Source organism: Mesorhizobium sp. M0293 (assembly GCF_040321735.1).
Lineage (GTDB): Bacteria > Pseudomonadota > Alphaproteobacteria > Rhizobiales > Rhizobiaceae > Mesorhizobium.
In genome coordinates this window covers 1-5986 of record NZ_JAMYSA010000195.1, presented here as the reverse complement: position 1 = coordinate 5986, position 5986 = coordinate 1, and the positions used below count along the sequence as shown (strand labels likewise).

At 60.5% G+C, this 5986-nt stretch carries 6 protein-coding genes; 1 reads left to right on the top strand and 5 read right to left on the bottom strand.

Features of this window, described 5'->3' with window-relative positions:
- The coding region (locus NKJ06_RS33870) for a CocE/NonD family hydrolase C-terminal non-catalytic domain-containing protein (RefSeq protein WP_352812260.1) at window positions 1–403 on the top strand (403 nt) is incomplete at its 5' end.
- 782 nt (window positions 404–1185) lie between these two features.
- Here the strand turns inward: NKJ06_RS33870 and NKJ06_RS33865 are convergent.
- The 5 genes from NKJ06_RS33865 to NKJ06_RS33845 form a co-directional block, all read right to left on the bottom strand.
- Window positions 1186–2157, bottom strand: coding sequence for a polysaccharide deacetylase family protein (locus tag NKJ06_RS33865; RefSeq protein WP_352812258.1), 972 nt, complete (start codon window positions 2155–2157; stop codon window positions 1186–1188).
- Window positions 2158–2242: 85 nt separating this feature from the next.
- Window positions 2243–3379 carry a serine hydrolase domain-containing protein gene (locus NKJ06_RS33860; RefSeq protein ID WP_352812255.1) on the bottom strand — a complete coding sequence of 379 codons (1137 nt, stop codon included), beginning with the start codon at window positions 3377–3379 and terminating at the stop codon, window positions 2243–2245.
- A gap of 177 nt (window positions 3380–3556) precedes the next feature.
- Complete coding sequence (locus tag NKJ06_RS33855) at window positions 3557–4540, bottom strand: ABC transporter ATP-binding protein (protein ID WP_352812252.1); 984 nt, start codon at window positions 4538–4540, stop codon at window positions 3557–3559.
- The gene (locus NKJ06_RS33850; protein WP_352812250.1) at window positions 4537–5526 is read right to left on the bottom strand and encodes an ABC transporter ATP-binding protein; all 990 of its coding nucleotides are present in this window, start codon (window positions 5524–5526) and stop codon (window positions 4537–4539) included. The genes NKJ06_RS33855 and NKJ06_RS33850 overlap by 4 nt, the downstream gene beginning before the upstream one ends.
- Window positions 5523–5972, bottom strand: a complete 450-nt coding sequence (locus NKJ06_RS33845) for an ABC transporter permease (protein WP_352812262.1) — start codon at window positions 5970–5972, stop codon at window positions 5523–5525. The genes NKJ06_RS33850 and NKJ06_RS33845 overlap by 4 nt, the downstream gene beginning before the upstream one ends.
- Window positions 5973–5986: the final 14 nt, after the last annotated feature.

Below are 5986 nucleotides of genomic sequence, written 5' to 3'. Positions count from 1 at the left end.
CGATGAAGCGCGGACATATGCTGACGAGGTGGTTCATTCTTTTCGCAAAAGTGAAAAGCTCATACCGGGTGAAATCTACGAGATACGGATGTCGTTGCTGAACCCGATTGCTCACGTCGTCCGGCAAGGGCACCGCCTCGAACTGACCATCGGCGCTCCTTGTTCTATTCTGGACCAGACATCGGCGCCCGATCGATATCCGCACAATTTTTACGCCAGCATCCCCATCGGCGGCCCCTCCGTCAACAGAGTCTATCATTCGAAGAAGTACCCTTCGAAAATCCTGCTTCCCATCATACCGGGGGCAGTAGCCCAAGCGTCCGCGCCTGACCCCCTCGCGTTGCGAGGCCAGCCTTCTCGAAAGCAAACTGAGTTTGTGCCCGGAGGGGTGCCGATCCTGTAGCTTCAGCCACACCTCTCATGGCGCGTGGCGCGGGCGCGCCCCTGATTGGGGCAGACCTCGTTCTCGATCCACGTTCCCGATCTAGTAGACTTGAGCGATGCGCAGGAGCGCCTCGCTGGCGGTTGCGCGAGGCTGGCAGCGCCAGCGGCCATGATGGCATCGACTCACCCCCACGGGGAGGTTTGCCCGGGAACGAATTTCTGGGGTCGGCCGCTACGGAGCGTGGGGCACAACGTCCGGCTAGTCTCGCGCAATAGGTTCGGCCTTACTTCAAGAACAACAAGCGTGATGCCGCCGTGAGAGGCATGCCGATGACGCGCCTCGTTTCTCACCGACGAAGATAGTCACCCCGACGGAGAGATGCTCATCCCGCATCTAATCAATGCACTTCGCGGTCACCAGGCGGAAGGTGGATTTCGAAGTGATAGGACCGAACCGGCCGATGGCAACCGGGTGCAAAACATGACTTTATGATCGACGATGAGACGTTGGTGCGGAATCCGCACGGTGCAGCGACTTCCGATGCGTTGTCGTCGAACAGCTCAGAAGGGTTATTAGGCGCCACTTCTTCCAGGTCCCGTCGCTGGGGCGAGGGCTTGCAGGGGGGCGGCAATGTGCTGCAAAATCTCGGCAATCACGCCTCCTAGTTGACTGCCGGCTAATGGATCTGGTGGCATGATGTGCAGTCTGCTAATCGCGGACAGTAGCATGATCTTAGTAATATGATGCCAACTCGATGGGCACTGACGAGCAACGGCCATAGCATAAACACTAGCGTGAAATTACACGTGTCGTCTGGGCCAGTGATAATCAGCAGGCATTGGCTCCACTCCGCGGGCATCGGGTAGTGCCATTAGGCGACGGTCTTCGTCGTCGTCCTGCCAGCACCCGCTGATCTCCTCGCAGGTCGCGAACCAAACGCCCTCATGAGTCTTGAAGTATTCGATGAGACGCTCTAGCATGATCATGTGATGTGCCTGACCGATGATCTGCGGGTGGAGTGCCATTACATAGATGCCGTTGGGCTGATTGTTATAGCAATAATCGAAGATGTCCTTCCAGCGGCGGAGAACGGTTTCTGTATCGCCCATAGTTTCGTTAGCGCCGGTGTAAGCCAATGGCGGGAAATCGTCCAGATACCAGCTTACGGGAATCTCGAGTACCTTGCTAGCTGAGCCGGCGATGTTGCCCGTTTCCCAACGTACCTGCCAACGCTGCGGATGGTAAGGAACGAGATCCCGAGCCATCAAGCTGCTGTCGTACTTAAAACCTGCTTCCTCGATCAGATCGAGCGTGCTTTCACTATAGTCCCAATATGGAGAACGATAGCCGACCGGCCGAAGGCTGAGTGCGCTTTTGTAAGTCTTGAATGCAAGATCCATTAGGCGCTTTTCCGTCTCTCGGGAAATCAGGGTTGGATTCTCATGGTAGTAGCCATGATGACCAATCTCATGGCCCTCCTCGCAAATCCGCCTGCTGATTTCTGGGAAAGTGTCGATGGTATGGGCGGGGGTGAAAAACGTGGATTTGATGCCTGCCCGCTTGAAAAGGTCAAGAATTCGCGGCACGCCGACGGCGGCGCAAAATTCACCGCGGGACATGGAGGACGGGGACGGGCGGTTGAAGCCGCCCAGCCACAGGGCCTGAGCATCGAAATCGACACCTAAATTTACGGCAATCTTTTTGCCGTGCGGCAGGTTAAGTTTACCCATTGGTTTGTCCTTTTCGGGCTGTGGACTGTTCGCGATATCCATCGAGCGTGGCGCCTGGATGATAGATCAACGGCCGCAGGCGGATTGTTGCGCAGGTCCGAGAGATGATAGTTCGGCCAATACCCGCTCAAACTTCCGCAGCGAGCTCGGCCATCATCTTCACCAGAGGACCTTGGAAGTTGGGATCGGGGTCGGGGTCGCCCGTGTTCTCGAGCACGCTGAAGTAGACGACGACGATGCCGGTGTCAGGATTTGCGAGCATGTACTGGCCACCATAGCCGCCATGGCCGAGCCAGGTGCCGTCGGTCGCCATTTGATTGCTGTACCGGAACCAGTCACGTGGTTTCGGCATGGGAGGACCGGGATTCCGACGTGTTTCTTCAATAAAAGCGGCATCGCCGACGCGGCGGCCGTCGATACCTTCCCCCTTGCGCGCAAAGAGCAGTCCGTAGCGCGCGAGATCTCGAGCTGAGAGGCAGGCGTCGAACACCGGCACGCCCTCGCGGTCGCAGGCCGTGTGATAGCAGCCTTCGATACCGGCCGCCTCGACGATCTCGATCAGCCAGTCGCGCAACGCCCGGCCGCTGGCGCGCTCGATAATCCAGCCGAGCACTTCAGTGTTGCTCGACTTGTAAAGCGCGTACCCGGTGCGATTTGCCAGGTCGCCGCCCGTGACGCTGCAGAGGTAGGAGCGGATCGTTTCCTCCTTCTGGCCTACCGGCGGCAGGCGCGAGCCGCTGGCGGCGTCCATGTTGTAGACTGTCGCTTGGGCGTCGCTGTAGTCCTCTGAGAAGTCGTTGGCGACGTTCATGTCGGCGACCGCCTTGACGGTCGCCTCGGCGTAGCCCGTCCCGATCTCCGGCAGATAAGCGCTTACTCGTTCGTCAAGATTGACGAGGCCGTCGGCCACCGCGCGGCCGAGCATGAAGTTGAGTGTCGTCTTCGTGATAGACATGATGGGATGCGGCCTGTCGGGCCCAAAGTCCGGCGCATAGCGCTCGTAGAGGATGCGCTCGCCGCGTACCACGATGAAGGCCGTGAAATGCGGCATGGTGAGGAAACGTACGACGCCGGGGCGTTCGCCGATGGTCCAGTCGATCTGCTTCCTGAGTGGCAGGACGTCGGGGGCGCGCAGTGACATGCCGTAGCGCATCGTAATGTGGTGGTTGTGGAAGCCGCGGCGGCGGTAGTCGGGCAGGTTCCAGCGCGGTTGGTTGTCGAACAGGGGAACGAGGTCGGGATTGGCGGTCGAAGAAAGCTTCATGCGGCGCGGGCCTTTTCAAATTGGGATTTTTATAACTCAGGAAACAGAGCGTTGGCTTTCGACCGTCAGCCACTCACAACCGATGCCGTTAGCCCTGCCCGCTACATCCAGTCGAGAACAGAACTCTTCGCGGTCTGATCGACGCCACGCGGACCTCCAGTACGACCTGGCTTCTCCTTATCTGGACGTCGTTTGAGGCGCCAATGGACGGAAACATGCGTAAGCCCGCCGTCCTGGCTCTTCTTCGCAAAGCGCAGGCTCCGATGAGCGACACTCGTCCGTCGCCCAACGGCAACGTGGTGCGAAGGCGCAGCCGGGAAGGCGGTTGAGAGGGCTTGGGACCTCGCCGTCGAGCGGTGGGGACTGGCGCCGTCGCCGAGGGTCAATGACCGGCACAGCGTCGAGCAATGCCCGCGTGTAAGGGTGGCGCGGATCGGCGAAGACCTCATCAACGGACCCGCTCTCCACGATCCGGCCAAGATACATGACGGCGACGCGGTGGGCGATGTAGTCGACGACGCCAAGATCGTGCGTGATGAACAGATAGCTGACGTTTGTTTTTGCCTGGAGAGCCTTAAGAAGCTTCAAAATCTGGGCTTGCACGGAGACATCGAGCGCGGCGGTAGGCTCATCGAGGACAAGCAGCCGTGGTTCAAGCGCCAACGCACGTGCGATGGCAACGCGCTGCATCTGCCCACCCGAGAGCTGATGGGGATAACGGTTGAGGTAGTCCGCGCCGAGTCCAACTTGGCTCAGCAACTCACCGGCGCGCCGGGTGACGGCTTCGCCGCGCATGCCTAGAATACCGCTCAGCGGTTCGCCGACGATCGAGCGCACCTTCATCCTCGGATCGAGCGAGGAATGCGGGTTCTGAAACACCACGCCGATGTCGCGGCGTGGGGGCATTGTGGTCCCGTGCAGGTGGGCGGTGACTACATTGCCGCCGATCTCGATTGTGCCTGCATCGAATTTCACAAGCCCCAGGAGTGCGGAGGCGAGCGTGCTCTTGCCGCAGCCCGATTCGCCGACGAGTGCCAGCGTCTCGCCCGGCGCGATCTGAAAGCTGATGTCGTCCAAGGCCTTTATGGCGCCGTGGCGCGTAGGATAGACTTTGCGCAGGCCCTCCACGGAGACCAGGCGAATGGGCGGTGCGGCGTTCATGGTGCCTCCGTGACCTGTTGATGGCGAACGGCATGATGGCATAGCGCCAAGTGGTCCTCGCCAAAGGTCCGGGCCGGCGGATCCGCCTCTGCGCAGATGTCGGTCGCCCGGTCGCACCGGTCGTGAAACGCGCAGCCGGTCGGCAGTATCCCAGGATCGGGTACATGGCCGGGGATTGAGACGAGATCGCGGGTACCGCGGCCAACTACGGGAACCGTACCCAGCAGCTTTGCCGTATAGGGATGGCGAGGCTGGTCGATCACCGCCTCCACGCCGCCCATCTCGACGATCCGGCCCGCATACATGACGGCCACGCGGTCGCAAAGTTGCGAAACGATGCCGAGATCGTGTGTGATGAACACGACGGCAAGGCCCTTCTCATCGGCCAGGCGCCGCAGGAGCCAGACGATTTGTGCCTGGATGGTCACGTCGAGTGCCGTCGTCGGCTCATCGGCGATCAAAAGGCGCGGCTGGCAAGCGAGCGCGAGCGCAATCAAGGCACGCTGGATCTGTCCGCCCGAAAGCTGGTGCGGGTACTTCTCAAGTGCAAGCTCCGGGTCAGGGATGCGTACGGCCTTGAGCTCGCTCAAGGCCACGGAACGCGCTTCCAGCCGGCCGACCGGTCGGTGGCAACAGATGACATCGATCATCTGCCGCCCAAGCGTAAAGAACGGGTTCATGGAACGCATAGGATTTTGGAAGATCATCGCAACGTGGCTGCCGCGCATCGCACGCAGTTCGGACTCGGGCCGCCCAATGACCTCCTGCCCGTCGATCTTGATGCTGCCGGTGACGCATCCGGGCGGCGGCACCATGCCAAGACAAGCGCTCGCGGTCATGGACTTCCCGCAGCCCGACTCGCCCACCAAGCCGAGCACTTCGCCTGCAGCAACTTCGAAATCAACGCCACGCAGGATCGAAGTCGATCGGAAAAGGCCGGGAAAAGTCACTCCGAGGCCGCTCACCTGAAGAACCGCGTCGCTCATTCCCGTCGGCCCTGCTTTGGATCAAGAATATCGCGGAGGCCGTCGCCAACGAGATTGAGCGCAAGCACTGTCACGAAGATGGAAAGACCCGGAAACAGCGCAGTCCACCAGTGATCGAGGAAGTCGACCCGGGAATCCGCCGCCATCAGTCCCCATTCGACCGCCGGAGCCCTTGCGCCCAAGCCAATAAAGCTCAGCGATGCACCGGCCAGGATCGCGTAGCCAAAATCCGCCGAGGCCGCAACGATGACCGGCGTCAGCGAGTTTGGCAGGACGTGGCGAACCAGAATGCCCGGATGCCCCAAACCGATCGTTCGCGCGGCGCCGATGTAAAGTTCCTCGCGCACCCGCAGAACCGCGCCGCGCATAATGCGAGCCGTTCCTGGGAACCATGAGACACCGAGCGCGATCACAGCGCTCCAAATGCCAGGACCAAGTGCAGCAATGATGGCGATCGGCA